Raw genomic sequence first — 21,600 nt, forward strand, 5'->3', positions numbered from 1 at the left:
AATGCGTGCATTTTTTGATAAAGCCAAACGGCTAAAACAGCGCCTTAATTGGTCGTTGATTTTAGGTGTCAGCTTTTTCATGTTGGTTATACTGAGTGTAATTAAAGGTACATACTGGGTAAGTGATTGGTTAGTAGAGCATAAAGATGCGCAAATAAAGCAATTAACAGTACTAGGTAAACCTTATTACACCAAAGAAGTCGATATTATCGCGGCGATTAAAGAAGTTGATTTGAGTAGCTACTTTGAACTTGATGTTAAGTCTGTGCATAACAAGGTACAAGATCTGCCTTGGGTAGCCCATGTGTCAGTGCGTAAGCAATGGCCTGATCAATTACAGGTCTATGTTGTTGAGCATCAACCTGTTGCAGTGTGGAATAGTGATTTACTGCTCAATAAGCAAGGTGATGTTTTTCAAGCTCAAAGTGAACAACTAAGTACACAGTTGCCTCAGTTATATGGCCCTGAAGGGAGTGAACGCGAAGCTTGGCAGACCTTCTTGCAGTTTAAAGACATGCTGTTGGTGAATAATTTTGAGCTAGTAAGCTTGGCACTATCGGAGCGTTTTGCTTGGCAGCTTTGGCTAGATAGTGGTGTGCGGCTTAATTTAGGTCGAGAGAGTATAGCCAAACGAGTACAAAGATTTATTGATGTTTATCCAAAAATGCAGGCACCGGAAGGTGCCATGATTGATGTGATAGACCTGCGTTATGATACGGGGCTGGCAATTAGCTGGAAATATCCGCAAGTACAAGAACAACAAAGTAAGAGTGAAGCATGACCAAGTCAGCAGAAAGAAATTTAGTGATAGGGTTGGATGTAGGTACTTCAAAAGTAGTTGCGACCGTTGGTGAAATTACCGCGGATAATCAGCTTAGTATAGTTGGTGTGGGCAACCAAGTCTCTTATGGTATGGATAAGGGTGGTGTTAATGATCTCAACCTTGTCTCAGAGTCTATTCGTCGTGCGATTGATGAAGCGGAACTGATGGCTGATTGCCGTATTAGTTCAGTTTATTTAGGTATCTCTGGTAAGCATATTCAATGCCAGAACGAAAGCGGCGTGGTAGCGATTAACAATGCTGAAGTGAGTGATGACGATATTGCTAATGTGATACATATTGCGCGTTCCGTACCAATTTCTGCAGAACGTAAAATGCTCCATTCATTGCCACAAGAATACAGCATTGATATGCAAGAGGGGATAAAGAATCCCCTTGGTATGAGTGGGGTTCGTATGGAAGCCAAAGCCCATATCATAACTTGCTCGAATGATATGGCTAAAAATTTAGAGAAGTGTGTTGAACGCTGCGGGCTTCAAGTTGATCAATTAACGTTTAGTGCGTTGGCTTCTTGTTATTCGGTACTCACGGATGATGAAAAGGAACTGGGTGTCGCGGTTGTTGATATTGGTGGAGGGACGATGGATATTGCTATCTATTTAAATGGCGCATTACGTCACTCTGCTGTAATCCCTGTTGCAGGTAATCAGGTTACCGGTGATATTGCTAAAATATTTCGTACTCCTATCTCTCATGCTGAGTCATTAAAAGTACAATATGCCTGTGCTAGCAGCCAAATGGCTAGCAATGAAGATACAATAGAAGTACCTAGTGTGGGTGGTCGTCCAGCACGCTTAATGTCTCGACACACGTTATCTGAAGTTGTTGAGCCTAGGTTCAGAGAGTTATTAGAGTTGGCGCTTGAAGAAATACGCCGCTCAGGTTTTGAAGATCAAATTGCTGCGGGTCTTGTTATTACTGGTGGAAGCGGGAAAATGACCGGTGCCCTTGAGGTGGCCGAGGATATTTGTCAAATGCCTGTGAGAATAGGTAAACCCATCGGTGTAACGGGCCTAACAGATTATGTTAACGATCCTGCATATGCAACAGCGGTAGGTTTGTTACAATACGGCCGTACACTGCAATCGATGAATGCACAAAAGTCCAAAGCAGAGACGGAAGGAAGTTGGTGGAGCCGCATTACAAAATGGTTCCAAGGTGAGTTTTAAGCTCAAGTCGGAGAGTGAAGATGTTTGATATTATGGAACAACACAGCGAAGAAGCTGTTATTAAAGTCATTGGTGTGGGTGGTGGTGGTGGTAATGCCGTTGAACACATGGTGAAACAAGAAATTGAAGGTGTACGTTTTGTTGCTGCTAATACCGATGCGCAAGCACTGCGTAAATCATCAGCAGATATAACTGTGCAACTAGGTACTCAAATTACTTCAGGCTTGGGTGCAGGTGCTAACCCAGATGTGGGGCGTAAATCCGCTGAAGAAGATATTGAAACTATCAAATCAGCCTTAGAAGGTGCTGATATGGTATTTATCGCAGCAGGTATGGGCGGTGGAACCGGTACTGGTGCTGCGCCTGTTGTGGCTCGTGTTGCGAAAGAGCTTGGAATTTTAACTGTGGCTGTTGTTACCCGTCCATTTGATTTGGAAGGTAAGAAGCGTATGGCAGCAGCTGATCAAGGGATTGGTGAACTGTCAGAAATTGTAGATTCACTTATTACAATTCCCAACAACAAATTACTTAAAGTTTTAGGCAAAGGAACTACACTGTTAGACGCGTTCGCTAAGGCTAACGATGTACTATATGGTGCTGTACAAGGTATCGCTGAACTAATTACTCGTTCAGGCTTGATCAATGTTGACTTTGCAGACGTAAGAACAGTGATGTCAGCGATGGGAACAGCAATGATGGGTACTGCTTCGGCTTCAGGTCCGGACCGTGCGCAAGAAGCTGCTGAAGCCGCAATTTCAAGTCCTTTATTAGAGGATGTAGATTTAACTGGCGCAAAGGGCATTTTGGTAAATATTACAGCAGGTATGGACATCACTATCGAAGAGTTTGAGGTAGTGGGTAACCACGTTAAAGCACTAGCTTCAGAGAATGCGACTGTGGTTGTTGGTGCCGTTATTGACCCTGAAATGAGCGAAGAGCTACGTGTAACTGTGGTTGCAACTGGTTTAGGTGGTGAGCGTCGTCCTCAATTCGGTATTGTAGATAATGGCTTTAAAAAGGTCGTAGGTTCTGATACAGGTAATGAGGCTCAAGAAAGCACTCAATCAACAGGTATGTTTGTTCCTAGTTTTACACAACCACAAACAGATGGTACTCAGGAAACAGCATCTCAGAAGAGTAAACCAGCTGTAAGTAATAAGCCAAGCGCTAGTACAGAAACAAGTAAAGTAGATAGCAAAGAAGCAGATAAAGAAAAAGAAAATTATTTCGATATTCCTGCGTTTTTGCGTAAGCAATCAGACTAATCTCTGATTATAGATTGAACAATTGGCAGCTGATCGTATTTGTGATACAATCCGCCGTCTATGTGTAATAAAAGTGGGCGAAGCTATGATTAGACAACGTACAATTGCCGAAGTTGTAAAAGCAACGGGTGTAGGGCTTCATAAAGGCGAAAAGGTCACGATCACTCTCCGACCAGCGAGCGAAAACACCGGAGTGGTGTTTCGTCGTGTGGATCTTGATCCAGTCGTTAATTTTGAAACTACGCCAGAAGCTGTTGGAGATACGCAGCTGTGTACGTGTTTAACTAATAAAGATGGTATTCGTCTTTCGACCACTGAGCACTTAATCGCTGCAGTCGCTGCCATGGGTATCGATAATTTAATTGTTGAGCTTGATAGTGCAGAAGTGCCAATTATGGATGGGAGTGCATTACCATTCATTTATTTATTGCAAAAAGGCGGCATTAAAGAACAAAACGTTGCTAAACGCTTTATTCGTATCAAAGAAAAAGTCCGTGTTGAAGACGGTGATAAGTGGGCAGAAATTACGCCTTATGATGGATTTCATATTGATTTTGAAATTGCGTTTGATCACCCTGCTATCAATGAAAGCCGCCAACGCATTGCGCTGGATATCACTGCACAGAGTTTTACGGAGCAAATCAGTCGAGCTAGAACGTTTGGTTTTATGAAAGACATTGAATACATGCATGCCAATAATTTAGCCTTAGGTGGTAGCATGGACAATGCAGTTGTGCTTGATGATTATAAAGTGTTAAACCCAAATGGCCTTCGTTATGATGATGAGTTTGTAAAACACAAAATATTAGATTGTGTGGGTGACATGTTTATGGCTGGGTACAATATCCTTGGTAAGATCACATGTTTTAAATCGGGCCATGGCTTAAATAATAAGTTGTTACGTCAGATTATGGCAACTGAATCAGCATGGGAATGGGCTACGTTCGACGAACCTGTCTCAATGCCAGCACCAGGTCTTGAAGTTACGACGGCTTGATACATAAAATACAGATAAAAAAATGACGCATTATGCGTCATTAAGATTGTTAAAAAAGGCTAGACGCGGATCTCACACTTTGATCTAATAAGCGTAGTGAGTTTAGAATATTCACTATGCTTAAAGAAAACCCTTCCACTATGCTTAAAGAAAACCCTCCCAGCAATTCGAATTATAAATGGTCGCTATTTATCAACTCGTGCTTGCCAAGCGGGAATATCAGTACCAACCTGATACGGATACCTATGTACGGCCCAAGGTGAAATCCTAATCTATAAAACAACGAGTCGAACAGGCTATCGGCATTATCATTGCGACCCAAGGAAATGCGAAAGTTGCCAAGTCAAAAATCAGTGTACAGTCAGTAAGAATAAAACCAAAGTTATCACGTAGTATGTTTGGCAAGTAAGTGTAGAAAACACCAATGTGATTAGGCTGAGCGAATGGGGAAAAAGCTTTATCGACGATGAGTAGAAATGGTCGAGCGAAGCTTTGCAGATGCGAAACAACATCATGGACATCACTACTTTAAATCTAGGGCGTGTTGATCTTTGCTGTGTGTTCTCAGAGCAGTCATTCGAGTGTTTTCCTAAGGCAGAACCTGCGCGTCGCACATAGGTAATTGGACTCCCTCACACCCGAAGATGTGAGGTAATATATTTGTTACAACACAAACATATTAAAAAGAGTCCATAACATGAATAATACTATCGTTGGTGTAGATTTAGCAGAAGAAGTTATCCAAGTTTATATGTATACAAACAAAAGCGTGCGTTCTAATACAGAAATGACAACGAGGGAGTTTTTAACCTTCTTAGCCAACCTTAAATCAGCGACAGTTATTTTTGAAGCCTGTAGTACCTCAGACTATTGGAAACAACAAGCCAGTAGTTTAGGGCATGATGCTCGTCTCATTTGCCCTAAACTTGTCCATTCAGTACGCCAGAACCAAAAGACAGATAAAAACGATGCATTAGCGGTTGTGCAAGCGGCTTTACTACCGGATGTTAATTTTATCTCAGGTAAAAACATTGAACAGCAACAACTGCAATCTATTATGCGTTTTAGAGAGTTAGCGATTAAGCAAAAAACAGCCTTAGGCAACCAGCTAAAAGGCTTGTTATTGGAATTGAATATTAAATTGTCCAACCGTAATGGTGGGTTAAAAGGTGTCATTCAAGCAACATTAGAAGATGGTGAAAATGACCTATCCTTTGAATTTAGAAGTGCATTACAAATGGCCTGGACACAATATCGCGGTTTACTAAAATCGATTGTGCATTATGAAGAGGTGTTGGCTAACATATCGACACAACATACTGAATGTAAAAGGTTACTACAGTTAGAGGGCGTAAGTACCATCAATGCTGTGAATTTATATATTGCTTTGGGTTGTCAACCCGAGCTATTTCACAAAGGCAAAGATGCTTCTGCTTGTATAGGATTAACCCCAATTCAGTATTCAACGGGAGGAAAAGTCAAACTGGGCAGTATTGGCAAATATGTGAAAAACAGTATGTTACGCAGTAACCTTATCGTAGGTGCAATGTCAGCGATTAACCGGATAATGACACGAGAAGCCGTCACCCAAAAAGAGGCATGGATCAAGCATTGGTTGCTCGTAGAGGAAAACGTTGTGCTGCGGTAGCCTTAGCGAACAAGACAGTCAGAACAGCCTTTGCAATGTTGACCCAAGGCACAGAATACAAAGCGGTATTAATTACAGCTTAAGAGGTTCATACAATAAAAACGCCCAATTGAAGGTAAAAACCAGCAGGTAAAACCAGTGAATAACTAAGAGCCTAGAGCTCGCTTTATAGATTTGGTTACCTGTTCGCGAAAATATCAATGAGCCAGAGTTAGCTACTCAATTAGAGCTCTAACATAAGTATGTGTTTAATTCTTCAAAGAAGTTTTTATTTGTTTACGTTGTTTTACTCTCTCTTATCTTTAAAACCGTATTTTCGGCCCAATAATTAGAATTACCCAAGCAAACAAGGTAGAATTGGGCAGTTTTTTCACCAGATTGTTAAACTGCTTTGTTGTTAGCAACTGTTAACAGTTGGACTGTTTTTCCGACTTTGAGGTAATAATGAAATTTGAATTAGACTGTACAGATGGTAAAGCGCGTCGTGGTCGTCTTGTTTTTGAACGAGGTGTAGTAGAGACCCCCGCATTTATGCCTGTAGGTACGTATGGTACTGTTAAAGGTATGACTCCTGATGAGTTAAAAGGCACCGGCGCGCAAATTTGTCTTGGTAACACCTTTCATTTAATGTTGCGCCCAGGTACTGAAATTATTAAACAACATGGTGACCTTCATGATTTTATGAACTGGGACAAACCTATATTGACTGACTCTGGTGGTTTTCAGGTGTTCAGCTTAGGTGCTATGCGTAAAATCACTGAAGAAGGCGTTATGTTCCAATCACCAGTAAATGGTGAGAAAATCATGCTCTCTCCAGAAAAAGCGATGCAAGTACAGTGTGATTTAGGCTCTGATATTGTCATGATTTTTGATGAATGTACCCCTTACCCTGCAACAGAAAAAGAAGCGAAAGATTCAATGGAGTTGTCACTTCGCTGGGCTAAGCGTTCCAAAGAGGGGCACGGTGATAATCCATCTGCGCTGTTTGGCATTATTCAAGGTGGGATGTATCCAGAGTTGCGTGCACAGTCACAAAAAGGTTTAGAAGATATTGGCTTTGATGGTTACGCTTTAGGTGGATTATCTGTCGGTGAACCGAAAGAAGATATGATCCGCATCCTTGATCATTGTGCTTATAAAATGCCAGAAGATAAACCTCGCTATTTGATGGGAGTTGGTAAACCTGAAGATTTAGTAGAGTCTGTAAGACGTGGTATTGATATGTTTGATTGCGTCATGCCAACAAGAAACGCGCGCAATGGACATTTATTTATTACCGGTGGCATCGTTAAAATTCGCAATGCAGTACATAAAACGGATACGGGTCCATTAGACCCTGAGTGTGACTGTCATACTTGTGAAAATTATTCTCGTGCTTATTTACATCATTTAGATAAATGTAATGAAATCTTAGGGGCACGCTTAAATACAATTCATAACTTACGTTACTATCAACGTGTTATGGAAGGATTACGCAATGCTATCAGTAAAGGTGAGTTAGATGCCTTCGTAGCAGATTTTTATGCACGCCGTGGTCAACCTGTACCACCGTTAGCAGAAACTGAATAAGATTAAATATAAAATTTAAAGAGGAAGTGTTATGAGTTTATTTATGTCGAGTGCGCATGCAAGCACTGCAGGTGCATCGCCTGCAGGTGGTGGTATGGAAATGCTGATTATGCTGGCTATTTTTGGTCTGGTATTTTATTTCTTAATATACCGTCCACAAGCTAAGCGTGTTAAAGATCATAAAAGCCTAATGGGTGCATTAGCGAAGGGTGATGAAGTACTAACTCAAGGTGGCTTGGTAGGTAAGATTACGAAGGTTGCTGATGATAAAGATTTTGTCGTTATTGCACTTAATGACCAAGCTGAAGTAACGGTACAAAAATCAGCAGTTTCTGCTGTTCTACCGAAAGGTACAATGAAGTCACTGTAAGAAAAATAATAAAAGGGATAATCCAGTGTTAAATAAGTATCCAATGTGGAAATACTTACTGGTACTCGTTGTGTTGGCTGTGGGTATCTTATATGCCACACCAAATTTGTATGGCCGTGATCCGGCTATACAAATTTCTGGCACCAAAGGTGCTAGTGCTGACTTAAGCGTGCTAGATCAAGTAAATAATACACTTGCAAAGAACAACATCACAGTAAAGTCGTCAGTATTTGAGAATGGTCAAGTATTGGTGCGTTTTAAAAATGTAGAAGAGCAACTGAAAGCGCAAGACATATTGCGTGTTAATTTGAGTGAAGACTATATTTCTGCGATTAATATGAGCCCTGCACAACCTGAATGGTTAAAAACCTTAGGTGGCAATCCAATGAAGTTGGGCTTGGATTTAAGTGGCGGTGTGCACTTTACTATGGAAGTAGATATGGTTACTGCGCTTGATAACGCGCTTGAGACCATGGAACAAGATTTTAAGAGCGACTTGCGGGGAGAAAAGTTACGTTATCGCTCAGTACGTCGCGTCGCTGGCAGCGATAGATTACAAGTAACGATGCGTGAGGCGACTGATAAAGAAGCTGCAGAGCGCTTCTTACAAAGTCGTTATCCGCTTTATAACTTTATTGATGACAGTAGCAATGATGTTGCATTTTATGTGAATTTAAGCGATCAGAAGTTTAAAGAAATTCGTGACTATGCTATCAAGCAAAACGAAACTATCATCCGCAATCGAATTAACCAACTAGGTGTTGCTGAGCCCAATGTTCAGCGACAAGGTGCCGAGCGTATTATTGTGCAATTGCCAGGTGTACAAGATACTGCAAGAGCGAAAGAGATTTTAGGTGCCACCGCCACTTTAGAGTTCCGTGAAGTGGATGAAAATGCTGATGTGCGCGCCGCTGCACAAGGGCGTATTCCACCGGGTACTGAAGTTATTAACCACAAAGATGGCTTTCCTGTGGTATTGAAAAAACGTATCATCCTAGAGGGGAGTCATATAACTGGTGCGCAGTCTGGCATGGACGAATACCAGCGTCCACAAGTGAGTATTAACCTTGATAGTAAAGGTGGCGCAAAAATGAATGCGTTTACTAAACGTGCTATCGGTAAGCGCATGGCAACAGTATTTATTGAGTACAAACCATCAGGTAAGAAAGATGCAAGTGGTAAAGCACTACCGCCAATTAAAGTCGAAGAAGTCATTAATGTTGCAACAATTCAAGCACGGTTAAATAACTCTTTCCGTATTACTGGAATCGATAACCCCGCCGAAGCACATAACTTGAGCTTATTACTTCGTGCAGGCGCTTTGGTTGCACCAATCCAAATTGTAGAAGAGCGCACGGTAGGTCCAAGTTTAGGTCAAGAAAATATTGATGCAGGTATGACGGCTGTGGGGCTAGGTTTTGCATTTGTATTAGCCTTTATGTTGGCTTATTACAAAGGTTTCGGGTTAGTTGCAAACCTTGCATTAGCGGCGAACTTAGTATTAATCGTTGGCGTTATGTCGATGATCCCTGGGGCGACACTAACCTTACCGGGTATCGCAGGTATTGTATTAACAGTAGGTATGGCTGTGGATGCAAATGTGCTTATTTTTGAGCGTATTCGAGAAGAATTAGCCGATGGTCGTAGTCCTCAGCAAGCTGTACATCACGGTTATGATAGTGCATTTAGCACAATTTTTGATGCTAACATCACCACGCTAATTGCTGCAATTATTTTGTTCTCAGTTGGTACAGGACCAATTGCAGGGTTCGCAGTGACGTTGGCGATTGGTATTATTACTTCCATGTTTACAGCCATCGTTGGCACCCGTGCGGTGATCAATTTTTGTATTGGTGGTAAACGTGTTGAGAAGCTTTCTATCTAGGAGACGGGTATGCAGTTATTAAACTTAAAAGACACTATCCGCTTCATGTCGGCAAGAAAGCTTACAATGGCTTTCTCTGCGCTGTTGATAGTGGCGTCAATTGCTTCAATGGCAATTCGTGGATTGAACTTTGGCTTAGATTTCACAGGTGGTACTGCCGTTGAAGTCGGTTTTTCACAGCCAGCTGATTTAAAAAATATTCGCGATGTACTTGCTGAAAATGGGTTTGCAGATGCATCGGTACAGCTATTTGGTACCAGTCAAGAAGTACTGGTTCGCTTAGCGCCTCGTGGCGATGATGTTAAAGCTGAAGAGATAGGTAATCAACTTATTGCTGCATTACAACAGGCTGATAGTAGTGTAGAAATGCGTCGTATCGAGTTTGTAGGACCAAGTGTAGGTGAGGATCTAAAAGAGCAAGGTGGTTTAGCTATGTTAACTGCCATGATCTGTATCTTGATTTATGTCGCATTTCGTTTTGAGTGGCGTTTTGCACTTGGTGCGGTTGCAGCTTTGTTCCATGATGTGATCTTGACGATGGGATTGTTTTCGTTACTTGATCTTGAGTTTGACTTAACCATATTAGCTGCGATTTTGGCTGTTATAGGTTACTCGTTAAATGATACGATTGTTGTTTCAGACCGTATCCGTGAGAACTTCAGAAAAGTGCGCATTGACGATACAATTGAAATAATTAATATTTCTTTAACTCAAACACTTAACCGTACATTAGTAACATCAATTACCACTATATTGGTATTGGTCGCGTTATTTGTATGGGGTGGACAAACAATTCATGGATTTGCCACAGCACTGTTGTTTGGTGTTTTCATCGGTACTTATTCTTCTGTTTATGTTGCCAGCTCAGTTGCAGTTGCAATGGGGGTAAGTAAAGAAGACTTAATTCCAGTTGAAGTAGAAAAAGAAGGCGCCGATCTTGATGCGATGCCTTAATACTAAATAATTAAAAAAAGCCGCGTCAATGCGGCTTTTTTTATTGGTTTTTGGCATTGAGTAGGTACAATTTTAATGATTAAAAAATTCGCTGTGATAATAGCATGTGTGGTTATTACAGCGTGTATTGAGCAAAATAAATCTTTGCAAGTGCATGATTCGCCTAAGTTGTTGGTTTTGTTGCATACATATAGTGAACAGCTACAAAAGTTACAGCTTGCTTTGTATACAGATGTAAAGCGGCAAGCGCTTAAAACACAAAGTGATGAGCTTCATATCACGGCGCAAACCATACTTGCAGTATTTGCTGATCAAAAATCACAGTGCGCGAACTATATTTCGCAGTTGTTATTAATATCAAATGAGTTGCAAAAAAAACCTTTAAAACAGCGTTCTGATGAATATATTCAAAGTTTACTTCCGCAATTTGAGCTACCTATTTGTTATCACCTTAAAGACTTGTTAATACAGCCCATTATTTTGTTTTCTTTGGTAAGTAATGTTGAGCAGCAAAGTAATTATTACATTGCACAAGTTGAGATAGCAGAATTGATGGCGCACCTACAGCTTGTAAAAAAGAGCCTAATAAATGAGGAAGATGCACACTTAACTTACAGATGCTAGTCAGTGTGCAATATAAGAATTTACTTATATAAACGGTTCCATGCACAAGTCACATAGCCATTTTTTTCAAAATAAAAATTCCAACAATTATCATCATAGTTCGAGTTGCCTACATCTATTCGATAGCCGCTGATGTACCAGTTATGTAACGAGATAAAACGGCCATTATTAAGTAATGAAAAGTGAACATGTGGCCCGCTAGAGCTACCTCCTTGGCATAAAGCTTGATTTCTATTGTTAGCATAACGACCTAGCCACGCCCCCGAGGAGATCGTATCACCGCTTTGATATTGCAAGTTGTCCATATGGTAGTATTGAGTAGCGTAGCCACTAGAATGAGTTACGCGAATACTACAAGATGAATAGCGAGTAACACGCCCACTGTGGGATGCTTGTACCCAGGGCGTGTTGCTTCCCCAGCCACCTGAACCATTGTTAAAGTCTAATGAAGAATAAGGGTAACCCGAACCTGTATTTGAATGAGCTCCACCGCTGTACCATGCATTTCCAGAAGGCCAAGGTAGTTGCATAGTGAAATTGACTTGTGGCTGTACATTTTGCACTTGAATATGGTTTTTTTCATTGGCTTGCAACATGCTTTTACCAAATAAGAGCTCGTATTGAACAAGTAGTTTATTTAAATCAGTGCGCTGATTTTCCAACATGCTCACAATCGCTACGGTGCTGGCATTAGTGGACACAAGCGTATTTTTTATATTCAGTTCGACATATTGCTGATATGCATAATAGCGTTTACTGAGTGACAGCGCGATATCTTCAACTTGTTTATCAAACCCTTTATGAGTTGAAAGGTTACCAAACGGTGCATTTAAGTTTTGTTTATTGGGTGTACTGAGCACTTGACTCTGTGTTTCCATCAAAGCAAGTAATAACTTAGGGCTGATGCTGCTATAACCTGACCAGTGCAGCAGGACTTCTTTTTTACTTTCTAAATGTGGAGCATAACTCATGAGGAAGTTTTCTAAATCATAATGTTGTAACGAATTACTAAACAAGAAAGACTGCTCTTCTATTACTTGAATTGAATATAACTGGAGGCTTTTAAGAGCCTGTTCATCGAAAGTGAACTCACTGATGTGACTATGCTGCCCTTGTGCTATGACTGCTTTTGAGAGTAGTAAGCTACCTAGTATTAATGCAGTTGATATTGTTTTCATGTTGTATCCTTTTTAAACAATCGGCACATTGATTATAGATTGAATGTAAATTTAGTGTGAAATAAATGATGTTGATTTGGAGGTCTTTGTCATCATTTGTTTACGGTTTAAGTCTGGAAACCAGTATGGAAGGGGAAAAAATATATATGAATGTATCTGATATTATTTTGTTTAAAGGTCGAATATTTTATAAAAAACAGTCACTTTAAACCTAGTATTAGGTAAGCAGGTACAAACTGCAAAACCCTTATGATTAAACAAATTTGCTTATATGCGCTGCCAATGCTCTAAGCAATCTAAAAATATGAGTTAAATAGACTATTTTGTGTCTTTATTGTGTTGTTTGATGTGAAAATGCACTAAGTAGTTTCTCTTGCAATCAAGCACTTCCAAAGTTTTATATCAAAAACAGCTAAAACTTGCTAATTGTTCATTTATTGACTAATTGTTTAGTTGTCGTGTAGTTAACTTGTGATGAAGATCACATGTTTAGACAGTCATCCAAATAATAATAATGGTTATTCATCGTTTGCCTCAGTTAGCAAATGGATAACGCAGGAGGCGTCAAATGAACAAATACCTATCGGTGGTCAGTGCATTTTTGCTTACTACTCCTTTATTTTCCTATGGCAATAGTGCATTTAACATGCGCGAAGGTGTCACAGATATCAGTCAAAATGTTTATCAGCTCCATATGACTATATTCTTAATTTGCTGTGCAATAGGGGTAGTGGTTTTTGCAGTAATGTTCTGGGCTATGATCTACCATCGAAAGTCTAAAGGTGCTCAACCAGCGCAGTTTCATGAAAGCACTAAGGTTGAGATACTCTGGACTGCAATTCCTTTTGTTATCTTAGTAGCCATGGCTGTTCCGGCGACAAAAACTCTGATTGCAATGGAGGATGTGAGTAAGGCTGACTTAACCATTAAAGTAACTGGTTCACAATGGAAGTGGCATTATGAATATATGGGGCATGATGTTGACTTTTACTCTGTGCTATCTACGCCAAGAGCACAAATTGATGATTTAGAAGAAAAATCAGAAAACTATTTACTAGAGGTAGATAAGCCTTTGGTTATTCCAACAGACAAAAAAGTACGCTTTTTAATGACGTCAGATGATGTAATTCACTCGTGGTGGGTGCCTGACTTTGCGGTTAAAAAAGATGCTAACCCAGGCTTTATCAATGAAGCTTGGACACGTGTAAATGAAGAGGGTATCTACAGAGGTCAGTGTGCTGAGCTATGTGGTAAAGATCATGGTTTTATGCCGATTGTGGTAGATGCGCGCTCGCCAGAAGCGTTTGAACAATGGTTAACTAATGCAAAGCTGCAAAAACTAGAGGCTGCTGCTGCAAGCGTTGCACTGTTAGACCAAACCCTCAGTAAAGACGAATTAATGCAAACAGGTGAACAAGTGTACATGGCATATTGTGCCGCTTGTCACCAGCCTACAGGTATGGGTTTACCCGGTGTCTTTCCTGCGGTTAAAGGCAGCCCTATTGTGTTAGGTGAGGTCAAAGATCACATTGATATTATTTTGCATGGTAAACCTGGAACCGCAATGCAAGCATTTGCAAAGCAATTATCTATAAAAGAAATTGCAGGGGTTGTGACATATAAGCGCAATAGCTGGGGAAATGACTTAGACCAAGTAATACAACCGAGCGAAGTACAGGCACGTATAGATGCAAATAAGGAGGCTGGTAAATGAGCACCGTAGCGCAATCAGAACAAAATCATCATGATCATCATGCAGCTAAGGGATTTAAACGTTGGTTATATACTACCAACCATAAAGACATTGGTTCATTATATTTAATTTTTTCGCTGACGATGTTTTTAATCGGCGGCGCCATGGCGATGGTAATTAGAGCTGAGCTTTTTCAGCCAGGTTTACAGTTAGTTGACCCTCACTTTTTTAATCAAATGACAACAGTTCACGGTTTGATTATGGTATTTGGGGCTGTTATGCCTGCTTTTACTGGCCTTGCAAATTGGATGGTCCCGATGATGATCGGTGCGCCTGACATGGCATTACCTAGAATGAATAACTGGAGCTTTTGGATATTACCGTTTGCCTTTGCAATTTTATTGATGTCTTTGTTTATGGAGGGAGGCGGACCTGCATTTGGTTGGACTTTTTATGCACCTCTTTCTACAACTTACAGTAATGACAATACAGCGCTATTCGTTTTTGCCGTTCATATTATGGGTATTAGCTCTATTATGGGTGCCATTAATGTCATTGTAACTATAGTGAATTTGCGAGCCCCAGGTATGACTTGGATGAAGCTGCCATTATTTGTTTGGACTTGGTTGATCACGGCATTTTTGTTAATTGCAGTCATGCCCGTATTGGCAGGTGCTGTCACAATGGTTTTGACCGACAAGTATTTTGGTACTAGCTTTTTTGATGCGGCAGGTGGGGGGGACCCCGTGATGTTCCAGCATATTTTTTGGTTCTTTGGTCACCCTGAAGTGTACATTATGATTTTACCTGCGTTTGGTATTATTTCTACCATCATTCCTACTTTCTCTCGCAAGAAGTTATTTGGTTATGCATCGATGGTATATGCCACATCATCCATCGCTTTATTGTCATTCATCGTATGGGCACACCACATGTTTACAACGGGAATGCCGTTAGCTGGAGAGCTATTTTTCATGTACGCAACCATGTTGATATCAGTACCTACGGGTGTGAAAGTATTCAACTGGGTCGCAACGATGTGGAGAGGATCAATTAGTTTTGAAGTGCCAATGCTATTTTCAATTGCATTTATTGTATTGTTTACCTTAGGTGGTTTCTCAGGGTTGATGTTGGCAATTACACCTGCAGATTTCCAATATCATGATACCTACTTTGTTGTGGCACATTTTCATTATGTGTTAGTGACTGGAGCAATATTTTCAATCATGGCTGGTGCCTATTATTGGTTACCAAAGTGGACTGGGCATATGTATAACGAAAGGCTAGCAAAATTACACTTTTGGTTATCTTTAGTGAGTGTCAATGTGCTGTTCTTTCCAATGCATTTTGTTGGTCTTGCAGGTATGCCAAGACGGATCCCTGATTATGCACTTCAGTTTGCTGATTTTAATGCTTTGATAAGTATCGGTGGGTTTGCTTTTGGTTTATCTCAACTCCTGTTTGTTGCCGTTGTATACAAGTGTGCGAAAGGCGGTGCAGCTGTGCCGGATAAAGTGTGGGATGGTGCTGAGGGGCTAGAATGGGAAGTTCCTTCGCCTGCACCTTATCATACTTTCTCAACACCGCCAGAGGTGAAGTAATGCCCCACAGTAGCTTGTTAAAAAAGCTGACACTAGTGGTGATTGGTATGTTTGCCTTTGCCTTTGCGTTGGTGCCACTTTACGATGTGTTTTGCGATGTAACAGGCTTAAATGGAAAACCGTCCTTAGAAGTAGCTACTGAGAGTAATAAGGTACTTACCTCTAGGACTGTTGATGTGAGTTTCACTACCCATAGTCAAAGAAATGCGCCATTTGAAGTTAATTCACGCCAATATAGCGTTAATGTGAGCCCTGGCGAGATGGTTGAAGTGAAGTTTAGTGCGAAGAACCTCAGCTCTGAAGCAAGGGTTATGCAGGCAGTACCTTCTGTTAGTCCAGGTAAGGCAGCTAAATATTTACATAAAATGGCGTGTTTTTGCTTTGATCAGCAGCCATTTTCTGCCAACCAAGAAGTTGAATTTACGTTAGTATTTTATGTAGATACTGAGTTACCCGAAGAGATTGAAGAGCTTACCCTGTCGTATACCGTATTTGATATTAGCGAAGCTACGGCAAGTAATACGGTAGCGGCTAAGCAACAGGCAGGTTAGGAGATAATAATGGAAAAGTATGAGCAATATTATGTACCCGAGCAAAGTCATTGGCCGATAGTTGGAGCCGTGGCGATGTTTTTGATAGCCATAGGTGCAGGCCTTACGGTAATGCAGTTATCCAGTGATGCTGGCTATGGCCAATATGTATTATATGCAGGTTTAGTCATTCTATTTTATATGCTGTTTGGTTGGATAAAAAATGTTATTCATGAGTCCCAAACTGGTTTGTATTCAGCTCAAATGGACCGTTCATTTAGACAAAGTATGAGTTGGTTTATATTTTCTGAAGTAATGTTTTTTGGGGCATTCTTTGGTGCTTTATTCTATGCGAGAGTGTTGTCTGTTCCTTGGCTTGGCGGTGCAGGTAATAACGCTATGACCAATGAGGTGTTGTGGCCTACTTTTGAAGCTGTTTGGCCCCTGTTGTCAACCCCTGCAGGAGAGACGACACAAGCAATGGGATGGCAGGGATTGCCGTTGATCAACACTCTTATACTACTTACTTCGTCTGTTACTTTACATTTTGCACATGTGGCAATTGAACAAGACCAACGGGCAAAAGTAAAACTATTCTTGGGTGCAACGGTAGCGCTGGGATGCATATTTTTAGCGCTACAGGTACTTGAGTATATGCATGCATATGCTGATTTAGATTTGACTTTACAAGCGGGTATCTATGGAAATACCTTCTACATGCTCACTGGCTTTCATGGCGTGCATGTGACTTTAGGAACAATATTGTTATTGATTGTATTGTTAAGACTTTTCAAAGGACATTTTACTGCTAAACAACATTTTGCCTTTCAAGCAGCTGCTTGGTATTGGCATTTTGTGGACGTTGTTTGGTTATGTTTATTTGTATTTGTATATGTGCTGTAAGGCTTGGGGTGCGATTCAATTGAATCGCACCTAACTTCGCAGCAATGATTATAATGATTAAAACAACTGCGGAGAAAATAACTCGACGACCTAAATAGAGCGACATGGGTTTTCCTTCAGTAGGATTTTGCAGCATCAAAAATAATGCTCTAAATAAATTAAAAATAATAAATAGCAGTAAAAAAATAATAATAAATTTAATTAGCATAGTGAGTCCTTATGCAGCAAAGAATTAAGCTCAAGTCTAGTTCAGTTATTACCTTGGTGTTAGTCACCGTAGTAATTTTTAGTTGTTTAGCATTAGCGCTTTGGCAGTGGCAGCGTGCTGCAGATAAACAACAACTGCAACAGCAGCAAGATTTGCAGTTAGGGCTAAGTGCAATACAAACACTTTCATTATCGGCTGCAAAAAATAACGGCTTGTCTACGATACTTAAAGGACGCTTCTCTTCTCACTTAATTTGGTTTTTAGACAACCAAGTACTCAATGGTAAGGCGGGGTTTGACGCTTTGGCACTTTTTACCTTAAATGACTATCCAAACAAAAAGGTGTTGGTCAATTTGGGGTTTGTTGAAGCTCTGGGTATGCGCAAAACACCTTCTATTTCTTTACCTGAACATGAATTATCCCTTGAAGTGATTATCAAGTCCAAAGATATCAAGGGCTTCACCTTAGCCTCTAAGCCAAATATGAATATACAGCAACCACAGCTTTTACAATATGTGGATTTAGAGTTTTTAAGTCAATCAACGCAGCAGTCCTTATTTCAATTGGTCGCTTATCAACAAGGTGTTGATGCCATTGTGGCAATCCCACATTACCAACATGTTGTTATGCCTGCTGATAAACACCGTGCTTATGCATTGCAGTGGCTATTAATTGCTGTTGCTGCAGGTGGCATCGCTTTTTTTGCTATTAAAAGAGGAAAATACGAATGATACAAAGACCTCTTGGAATCTTTATCGTTTGCTGTTTAGTGCCTTTGGTATTGGCGTATGCTGCTATAAAACTTGACTGGTTACCGCAGCACACTACAAATCATGGTCAGTTTTTACCTTCAGAGTTACGAGTTCCCAGCTGGCAATCAAAGGGAGAACAGCTTTGGAGCATTGCTATTAACGCGCCTGACTCTTGTCAAAGTCAGTGTGATATACAGTTAGCTGCATTAGAAAAACTCTATATAGCACTTGGTAAACATCAAAAAGATGTTTCGCTGGTGGTATTTAACCGAACATTAGGTGAGCAAATTTCACCTCAATATCAAAGCTATACTTTACATGAGAAACTGCCACCAGCAAGTTTGTACTTGATAGATCATCGCGGGTTGTTGGTATTACAGTATGCATATTTTGATGATCAGGGTAAAAATCGTATCGAACAAAAAGGACTCATTAAAGATCTAAAAAAATTATTAAAATATGCGCGTAGTAGCTAAGGAGTAAATGATGAATAAAGGATATAAGCTGCTAGTTTTGGCAAGTTGTATTTTGGCTTTGGTTGTGGTGTCTTTAGGTGCATACACGCGTTTGAGTAACGCTGGCCTTGGTTGTCCAGACTGGCCAGGCTGTTATGGCTTTTTAACGGTGCCTAATGAGTCTCATGAGCTTTCTGTTGTTGAGGAGAATTTTCCGAATGCGCAAGTGGAGCCCAAAAAAGCTTGGATTGAAATGATACATCGCTACTTTGCATCCCTATTGGGGTTGTTAATTGTGGTGTTATGTATTACCTCATTCAAATATCGTTTCTCTAATGGCCTTCACGTAAGTCCTCGATTGAAGCATTCAATTGGGTTACTGGTACTGGTGCTGTTTCAAGGGATGCTCGGTATGTGGACGGTTACCATGAACCTACAACCGTTTGTTGTAATGGGCCATTTATTAGGGGGATTTACAATTCTCGCGTTATTGGTGTTGTTACTATTACGTACACATCACAGTGGTATAACGCAAGCGAGGCCTAACCAGCACAGATCTTTTTTATTAGCAATTTTTGCACTCTGCGTGCTGATTATACAAATTGCACTAGGGGGTTGGGTTGCGGCTAACTATGCGGCTCCACATTGTTCTGGTTTGCCTATTTGCAGTAACATTGAGTTATTTTCCATCGAAAGCTTACTTCATTTACCCGTTGGGCAAAGTAACTATGAATTTGGTGTATTACCGTTTGAAACTAGGTTATCTATTCACTTTTTACATCGTATTTGGGCTGTTGTTACAGCAGTAACTCTTTTTTGGGTTAGCTGGAGAATTTTTCATAAAGAACAAAACGTTGAAATACAAAGTGCTGTAAAACTAGTTTGCACGTTTTTAGTGGCGCAGCTCGTACTTGGTGGATTGATAGTTCATCTTCAATTTCCATTACTGCTTACTCTTTTTCATAACATTATGGCAGCATTGTTACTGCTTGCTATGGTCCGGTTATGCTTTTTATTAACGTCTAAACAAGGAGTTGCAATATGACAGTATTACATGTGCCTGCCAAGTGGCATTTATCTCCAAAACAAGTGTTGAGCAACTACTTAGCAATTTGCAAAATTAAAGTTGTACTTATGTTGGTATTGACTGCTTGGATTGGTATTGCACTGGCACCAGATATGCAACGTGGTTGGGTATCTCAAGTAATGAGCCTGTTAGGGATTGGTTTTTTGTCAGCGGCGGCTGCTGCCATTAACCACATTGTAGATAGAGAAATAGACAAAAAAATGGCTAGGACTCGGCATAGACCAATTGCCACTGCCCAACTGAGTATCACAAATGCACTGCTGTTTGCTTTGATACTTTCCATATTAGGCTGTGCGTTGTTAATTATTTGGAGTAACCTGCTGTGCACAATCCTTACTCTTGGCGCATTGGTTGGCTATGCTGTGATTTACACTTTGTTTTTGAAACGAGCCACGCCACAAAATATAGTGATAGGTGGGCTTGCGGGGGCGATGCCGCCATTGCTGGGTTGGGTAAGTGAGACTGGCACTTTAAGTGCACCACCTTGGCTGCTGGTGATGATTATATTTACATGGACACCACCTCACTTTTGGGCACTGGCAATAGCGCGTAAAAATGATTATCAAAGAGCTAATATTCCTATGCTGCCAGTAACGCATGGTGTAGCTTTTACTAAGTTATGTATTATTGCGTATAGTGTGTTGCTGGGTATTGTGTGCTTATTACCTTATTTAATTGGCATGTCAGGCTGGATTTATTTGAGTAGTGCATGCTTACTCAACGCTGTATTTATTAGTAAAAGTATCAACTTATACTGGCACCAGAGTGAGCAACAAGCGATGGCACTTTTTCGTTTTTCTATCAGCTATTTACTGATATTATTCATTGCATTATTTATTGACCAATGGTTGCTACAATGAAATGGCTATGGATATTAGTTGTGATGGTTTTGGCCTCTTGTACTGAACTGCCAGAGGTCTCAGAGCATACACTTCACTATAAAAATGCAAAGTCATTGAGTGCATTTGAATTATATGATCAACATCAACAGATGGTCACGAATAAAGACTTGCAAGGACAGTGGACCTTGGTCTTTTTAGGGTATACACACTGTCCTGATATTTGCCCAATGACGTTAGCAAAACTTAGTCAAGTTTATGATCAACTGCAGGCGAATAACAAGCTAACCGTATGGTTTATCTCGGTTGATCCTAATCGAGATGATGCCTCAAAGCGAAGAGCATATATCGACTATTTCAATAAAGAGTTTAAAGGATTAAGCAATGTTCACGCTCAGCTCTTTCCATTGGTGAGAAATATGGGCTTAATCTATGCAATTAGTAATTCAGACCAGCCTGACTATTATGTTGATCACAGTGCATCAGTTGCATTGATAAATCCTCAGGGTAACTTAAGCGCAATCTTTAAAGCTAAATTTTTGGCGGGAGAAGTGCCACTTATTGATGCAAGTTTAATTGCTGAAGACTTTCAAATCATTGCAGCGCAGTATGCCAACAAATTTTAGTTGGCGTGCTGATATTCGTATTACTCTCTAACACCTTCATTAATTTGTCTTTATTAGCATAAGTTTTATGGCTTTTTTGATATCTACGTCTAAGCTAAATTTATGAGTTATTAAATCTAAACTGTGCCCATATATGTTAAAGCTTCCTTCAGAGTTAGCTGTTAGCCAAGTTGAAGAGTTACACCAGTTAATATTACAAGAACTGGAGATAGAGCAGGATATAACTATAGACATATCTGAAGTAACTCGTATTGATACAGCGTCAATTCAATTGCTTTGTGCATTGCAAAAGCACTTTCTTACAGTTAGCCACAAGCTCATTTGGCATGGAAACAGCCAAGCACTTTTAAATTCAGTTGAAGAGCTTGGTTTAACGGAATTCTTGGCTCTCAATGATAGAAATTAA

21 protein-coding genes and 1 pseudogene are annotated in these 21,600 nt (G+C 40.3%); 20 read left to right on the forward strand and 2 right to left on the reverse strand.

What is annotated here, in order from left to right; translation table 11 throughout:
* The first annotated feature begins 1 nt into the window (after position 1).
* The 10 genes and pseudogenes from SANK73390_RS06715 to SANK73390_RS06760 all read left to right on the forward strand — a co-directional run bounded on the left by SANK73390_RS06715 (position 2) and on the right by SANK73390_RS06760 (position 11,322).
* A complete protein-coding gene (locus SANK73390_RS06715; protein WP_462764848.1) occupies positions 2–781 on the forward strand; it encodes a cell division protein FtsQ/DivIB in 780 nt (259 codons plus the stop codon).
* Positions 778–2,010: a cell division protein FtsA gene (ftsA, locus tag SANK73390_RS06720; RefSeq protein WP_261594520.1), complete on the forward strand. Its 1,233-nt coding sequence runs from the start codon at positions 778–780 to the stop codon at positions 2,008–2,010. Before SANK73390_RS06715 ends, ftsA begins: the two co-directional genes overlap by 4 nt.
* A gap of 20 nt (positions 2,011–2,030) precedes the next feature.
* Positions 2,031–3,275 (forward strand): cell division protein FtsZ, encoded by a 1,245-nt coding sequence (gene ftsZ / locus SANK73390_RS06725; protein WP_462764851.1) that lies wholly within the window; start codon positions 2,031–2,033, stop codon positions 3,273–3,275.
* Positions 3,276–3,360: 85 nt separating this feature from the next.
* Entirely contained in the window at positions 3,361–4,272 is a 912-nt protein-coding gene (lpxC, locus tag SANK73390_RS06730; protein ID WP_261626825.1) for a UDP-3-O-acyl-N-acetylglucosamine deacetylase, read from the forward strand.
* 697 nt (positions 4,273–4,969) lie between these two features.
* A pseudogene (locus SANK73390_RS06735) lies at positions 4,970–6,003 on the forward strand (IS110 family RNA-guided transposase).
* 361 nt (positions 6,004–6,364) lie between these two features.
* On the forward strand, positions 6,365–7,489 hold the full coding sequence (gene tgt, locus SANK73390_RS06740; protein ID WP_462764854.1) for a tRNA guanosine(34) transglycosylase Tgt: 1,125 nt from the start codon (positions 6,365–6,367) through the stop codon (positions 7,487–7,489).
* A gap of 31 nt (positions 7,490–7,520) precedes the next feature.
* Complete coding sequence (gene yajC, locus SANK73390_RS06745; RefSeq protein WP_261593099.1) at positions 7,521–7,859, forward strand: preprotein translocase subunit YajC; 339 nt, start codon at positions 7,521–7,523, stop codon at positions 7,857–7,859.
* 25 nt (positions 7,860–7,884) lie between these two features.
* Positions 7,885–9,744: a protein translocase subunit SecD gene (gene secD / locus SANK73390_RS06750; RefSeq protein ID WP_261593098.1), complete on the forward strand. Its 1,860-nt coding sequence runs from the start codon at positions 7,885–7,887 to the stop codon at positions 9,742–9,744.
* A gap of 9 nt (positions 9,745–9,753) precedes the next feature.
* Positions 9,754–10,698, forward strand: coding sequence for a protein translocase subunit SecF (gene secF / locus SANK73390_RS06755; protein WP_261593097.1), 945 nt, complete (start codon positions 9,754–9,756; stop codon positions 10,696–10,698).
* A 75-nt stretch (positions 10,699–10,773) separates the two neighbouring features.
* On the forward strand, positions 10,774–11,322 hold the full coding sequence (locus SANK73390_RS06760; protein ID WP_462764857.1) for a hypothetical protein: 549 nt from the start codon (positions 10,774–10,776) through the stop codon (positions 11,320–11,322).
* A 20-nt stretch (positions 11,323–11,342) separates the two neighbouring features.
* Here SANK73390_RS06760 and SANK73390_RS06765 read toward each other — a convergent pair whose 3' ends face one another.
* Complete coding sequence (locus tag SANK73390_RS06765; RefSeq protein WP_462764859.1) at positions 11,343–12,500, reverse strand: M23 family metallopeptidase; 1,158 nt, start codon at positions 12,498–12,500, stop codon at positions 11,343–11,345.
* A gap of 568 nt (positions 12,501–13,068) precedes the next feature.
* Here SANK73390_RS06765 and coxB point away from each other — a divergent pair.
* The 4 genes from coxB to SANK73390_RS06785 are packed head-to-tail and all read left to right on the forward strand — an operon-like array spanning position 13,069 to position 17,227.
* Positions 13,069–14,214, forward strand: a complete 1,146-nt coding sequence (coxB, locus tag SANK73390_RS06770) for a cytochrome c oxidase subunit II (protein ID WP_462764861.1) — start codon at positions 13,069–13,071, stop codon at positions 14,212–14,214.
* Positions 14,211–15,794, forward strand: coding sequence for a cytochrome c oxidase subunit I (gene ctaD / locus SANK73390_RS06775; RefSeq protein WP_261593093.1), 1,584 nt, complete (start codon positions 14,211–14,213; stop codon positions 15,792–15,794). Before coxB ends, ctaD begins: the two co-directional genes overlap by 4 nt.
* Positions 15,794–16,345 (forward strand): cytochrome c oxidase assembly protein, encoded by a 552-nt coding sequence (locus SANK73390_RS06780; protein ID WP_261626073.1) that lies wholly within the window; start codon positions 15,794–15,796, stop codon positions 16,343–16,345. Before ctaD ends, SANK73390_RS06780 begins: the two co-directional genes overlap by 1 nt.
* A gap of 6 nt (positions 16,346–16,351) precedes the next feature.
* Positions 16,352–17,227 carry a cytochrome c oxidase subunit 3 gene (locus SANK73390_RS06785; RefSeq protein WP_462764886.1) on the forward strand — a complete coding sequence of 292 codons (876 nt, stop codon included), beginning with the start codon at positions 16,352–16,354 and terminating at the stop codon, positions 17,225–17,227.
* Here SANK73390_RS06785 and SANK73390_RS06790 read toward each other — a convergent pair.
* Positions 17,133–17,435, reverse strand: coding sequence for a DUF2909 family protein (locus SANK73390_RS06790; protein WP_315942707.1), 303 nt, complete (start codon positions 17,433–17,435; stop codon positions 17,133–17,135). The two genes, SANK73390_RS06785 and SANK73390_RS06790, sit on opposite strands and share 95 nt — an antisense overlap.
* A gap of 11 nt (positions 17,436–17,446) precedes the next feature.
* Here SANK73390_RS06790 and SANK73390_RS06795 point away from each other — a divergent pair, with 11 nt between their 5' ends.
* The 6 genes from SANK73390_RS06795 to SANK73390_RS06820 all read left to right on the forward strand — a co-directional run bounded on the left by SANK73390_RS06795 (position 17,447) and on the right by SANK73390_RS06820 (position 21,600).
* On the forward strand, positions 17,447–18,166 hold the full coding sequence (locus tag SANK73390_RS06795) for an SURF1 family protein (protein WP_462764864.1): 720 nt from the start codon (positions 17,447–17,449) through the stop codon (positions 18,164–18,166).
* The gene (locus SANK73390_RS06800) at positions 18,163–18,663 is read left to right on the forward strand and encodes a transmembrane cytochrome oxidase associated protein (RefSeq protein ID WP_462764866.1); all 501 of its coding nucleotides are present in this window, start codon (positions 18,163–18,165) and stop codon (positions 18,661–18,663) included. Before SANK73390_RS06795 ends, SANK73390_RS06800 begins: the two co-directional genes overlap by 4 nt.
* A gap of 10 nt (positions 18,664–18,673) precedes the next feature.
* On the forward strand, positions 18,674–19,687 hold the full coding sequence (locus tag SANK73390_RS06805; protein WP_462764868.1) for a COX15/CtaA family protein: 1,014 nt from the start codon (positions 18,674–18,676) through the stop codon (positions 19,685–19,687).
* Positions 19,684–20,589: a heme o synthase gene (cyoE, locus tag SANK73390_RS06810; protein WP_462764870.1), complete on the forward strand. Its 906-nt coding sequence runs from the start codon at positions 19,684–19,686 to the stop codon at positions 20,587–20,589. Before SANK73390_RS06805 ends, cyoE begins: the two co-directional genes overlap by 4 nt.
* Positions 20,586–21,194, forward strand: coding sequence for an SCO family protein (locus tag SANK73390_RS06815; protein ID WP_462764872.1), 609 nt, complete (start codon positions 20,586–20,588; stop codon positions 21,192–21,194). Before cyoE ends, SANK73390_RS06815 begins: the two co-directional genes overlap by 4 nt.
* A gap of 133 nt (positions 21,195–21,327) precedes the next feature.
* Positions 21,328–21,600, forward strand: a complete 273-nt coding sequence (locus SANK73390_RS06820; RefSeq protein ID WP_462764874.1) for an STAS domain-containing protein — start codon at positions 21,328–21,330, stop codon at positions 21,598–21,600.

The sequence above is a fragment of the Pseudoalteromonas sp. SANK 73390 genome (genome assembly GCF_054966645.1).